General features: G+C 35.1%; 3 protein-coding genes and 1 pseudogene. 3 read left to right on the top strand and 1 reads right to left on the bottom strand.

Annotation, left to right across the window (positions count from 1 at the left end; all coding sequences use genetic code 11):
- Window positions 1–81 precede the first annotated feature (81 nt).
- A complete protein-coding gene (locus UC75_RS16255) occupies window positions 82–651 on the bottom strand; it encodes a DUF2062 domain-containing protein (protein WP_003653419.1) in 570 nt (189 codons plus the stop codon).
- Between the two features lie 361 nt (window positions 652–1,012).
- On the opposite strand from UC75_RS16255, the gene UC75_RS16250 reads away from it, so the two are divergent.
- The 3 genes and pseudogenes from UC75_RS16250 to UC75_RS22090 form a co-directional block, all read left to right on the top strand.
- Window positions 1,013–1,606: a LysE family translocator gene (locus tag UC75_RS16250; RefSeq protein WP_049838184.1), complete on the top strand. Its 594-nt coding sequence runs from the start codon at window positions 1,013–1,015 to the stop codon at window positions 1,604–1,606.
- A gap of 115 nt (window positions 1,607–1,721) precedes the next feature.
- A complete protein-coding gene (gene dcd, locus UC75_RS16245) occupies window positions 1,722–2,291 on the top strand; it encodes a dCTP deaminase (RefSeq protein ID WP_003653416.1) in 570 nt (189 codons plus the stop codon).
- Window positions 2,292–2,589: 298 nt separating this feature from the next.
- A pseudogene (locus UC75_RS22090) lies at window positions 2,590–2,828 on the top strand (hypothetical protein); the annotation flags it as partial.

The raw sequence follows: 2,828 nt of genomic DNA, 5'->3' as shown, positions 1-2,828 counted from the left end.
ATGTACTCAATGTGGCTGAAGAATATATGAAATCAAAACTACCAAAATAATAATTTAAGACTTAGCAAGAAGCTTGGAGATTTATAAAACTTCTTCTTCTTGCTTTTTATGACGGTGTCTACTTTTCCAGTTTTTAATAACCATCCAACGCCAAAAAATTTCTGTAGATAGATATAAAATGACAGCAAATACAAAAGCTTCGACAACCAGACCTGTCATCAAAATTTTCGCTAGACTAAAATCAATATGCCCGTGCCCGAAATGAGTAATCCAGCGGGAAATTTGGTGCAATACACCTAGTAACATTTCTTTATTGATCATATGCACATGAAAAATATGCGCACCAAACCAAAAACCAATATAGAGAATTGGAACTAAAGTAAGCGGGTTACTTAGCCAAGCCAGCATTAAGCTAATTGGTAAATTTACTTCGAATAGTAAGACCGCCATCACAATAAATACACTGTGAAAAGGAATAGGGAGTAAACCAAAAAAAGTTCCGACAAAAACAGCTCGGGTAATCGATTTTCGATTGACATACCAAAGCACAGGATTCAAGGTCTTTTTACCAAAAATCCTTAGAAATTTCATATTTGAAACTTTCTCGGGTGAGGGAAGCCAAGATTGAAAAAAGTGCTTTGCCATAATCATTAAGGTAGTAGAGCGCGGTGCTCTATATAAAAAAATCAGAAACAATATATGAATTGAAACTTATTAAAAGCTTAAAATTTAAACTTACCATCGCTATATATTTTTTATTATAAAGGCTTTTGATGGAAAAATAGACTTAAAATAAAAATACTTATGTTACTTAAGTACGAAACTATTTGAAAAGCATAACAACTGACCGTAAAGTTTTCTTTACTGCTTTCTCTAGTAATTATATAAGTAATTGTTTTTAATGTTTTTGTTTTAAATTAAAAATGATTTGAAAAATTTTGTCTTACAATTAGCTTTTGCCATGTGACTGGATATCTATTAATCTGAGATGACTATATTGTGAGGTCATTCAATGATTTCATGGCTTTTTATTGGCTTAGTAGCCACAATTTTACTTACCCCTGGTCCAACTAACACTTTGCTCGCTTCTTCAGGCGTGCAAGTAGGACTACGGAAGTCAGTAAAACTTATTCCAGCAGAAGTTTTGGGTTACGTGATCTCTATTTCTGCATGGGGAATGCTAATTGGGAAAGTGTCCAACACATTGCCATTGCTGCCGCCTATTCTTAAGCTGTTGAGTGCTTGCTATATTATTTTCTTAGCCATTAAGTTATGGCATACGGCAAATCAAGAAGTTGAATTAAATCAGCCTACAATCCGTGCTCGTGAATTATTCTGTGCAACTTTATTGAACCCCAAAGCCTTACTCTTTGCTTCAGCAATTTTTCCAGTAGCTGCATGGAGTGATTTTCATATTTATTTGGTTCATATGATGGCTTACTTAGCACTCATTACACCAATTGCGTTGTTCTGGATTTTCTTGGGTTCAGTTTTAGCATCTAAGAAAGTGGGTTGGTTAAATCAAACTAATTTACAAAGAACGGCCTCACTTGTTTTAGTCAGCTTTTCAATTCCAATTAGTTATTCTGCTTTACTGAACCTTTAAATGTACAGCTGAGCTATTCTTATCGAGAAGAGTAGCTCAAGCGTTGTTTTCATAATTGCTTTTTTACGTTAAAGTACGTCGCAATCAATGAAATTACCTTTTGGATAGAAAATACATGGCTATTAAGTCTGATCGTTGGATTCGCGAGATGAGCGAAAAACACGGCATGATTGAACCTTATGCAGAGAATCAAGTCCGTTTTGATGAAAATGGTGAAAAGTTGATTTCCTACGGGGTCTCTAGCTATGGTTACGATGTACGCTGTGCTCGAGAATTTAAGGTTTTTACTAACGTACATTCTGCAATTGTCGATCCAAAGAATTTTGATGACAAAAGCTTTATCGATATTGAATCTGATGTTTGCATTATTCCGCCAAACTCATTTGCTTTAGCGCGTACAATCGAATATTTCCGTATTCCTCGTAATGTGTTGACAGTCTGCTTAGGTAAATCGACCTATGCTCGCTGCGGTATCATTGTGAATGTAACTCCATTAGAACCTGAATGGGAAGGTCACGTAACTTTAGAGTTTTCAAACACCACTAATTTACCTGCCCGTATTTATGCAGGGGAAGGTGTAGCGCAAATGCTATTTTTTGAAAGTGATGAAGTATGTGAAACATCTTATAAAGACCGTGGTGGTAAATACCAAGGCCAAACAGGCGTTACACTTCCTAAAACATAATTTTTCTTAGATAAAGAAGAGTTTTAAAATAATGGGTCGCTTAGGTGGCCCAATTTTATAAATAAAATTTACATGAGATGCGTTTATCGGAATAGTGATAAATGACAGTTTCCTTTTGTAAAAAATAATATAATATGATCAATAATTGATTTGTTTTTTTGTTCTGCATCACAGAATTTAAAAGCAAAAGTATCGGTTGTCTTTTTAGTCGTAATTGTTTAGATATCTACTAAATTTAGGCAAACCAAATAAAAAGAAATTAAACAGGATTATGCCCCCAAGGATACGGAGGTCGGTCATGCGACAGTTTACGTCTCTTCATGTAGCGATAGCGCTTGGAAGCTTATGCTTTTCTTCAGCGTATGCTGCTTCTACATTAGTCCCTATGTCAGATTCGGAACTATCCGCAACTCGTGGCCAAGCTTTAATGAGTATGTCTTATATTGCGCCTACGGACTCTGCAAATTTAGAAAAACTACGCGACAATAGTAGTAATATTGGTTTCTATAAATTAGGTTTGGAAGCTGAATTAGAACT

Source organism: Acinetobacter sp. V2 (assembly GCF_001188385.1).
Lineage (GTDB): Bacteria > Pseudomonadota > Gammaproteobacteria > Pseudomonadales > Moraxellaceae > Acinetobacter > Acinetobacter oleivorans.
The sequence above is the reverse complement of the archived record's forward strand: the minus strand, read 5'-3'. Positions and strand labels throughout refer to the sequence as shown.

Excerpts from the sequence above, each read along its gene's own strand:
- UC75_RS16255 (WP_003653419.1), bottom strand. The coding sequence starts at position 651 with ATGATTATGGCAAAGCACTTTTTTCAATCTTGGCTTCCCTCACCCGAG.
- UC75_RS16250 (WP_049838184.1), top strand. The coding sequence starts at position 1,013 with ATGATTTCATGGCTTTTTATTGGCTTAGTAGCCACAATTTTACTTACC.
- dcd (WP_003653416.1), top strand. The coding sequence starts at position 1,722 with ATGGCTATTAAGTCTGATCGTTGGATTCGCGAGATGAGCGAAAAACAC.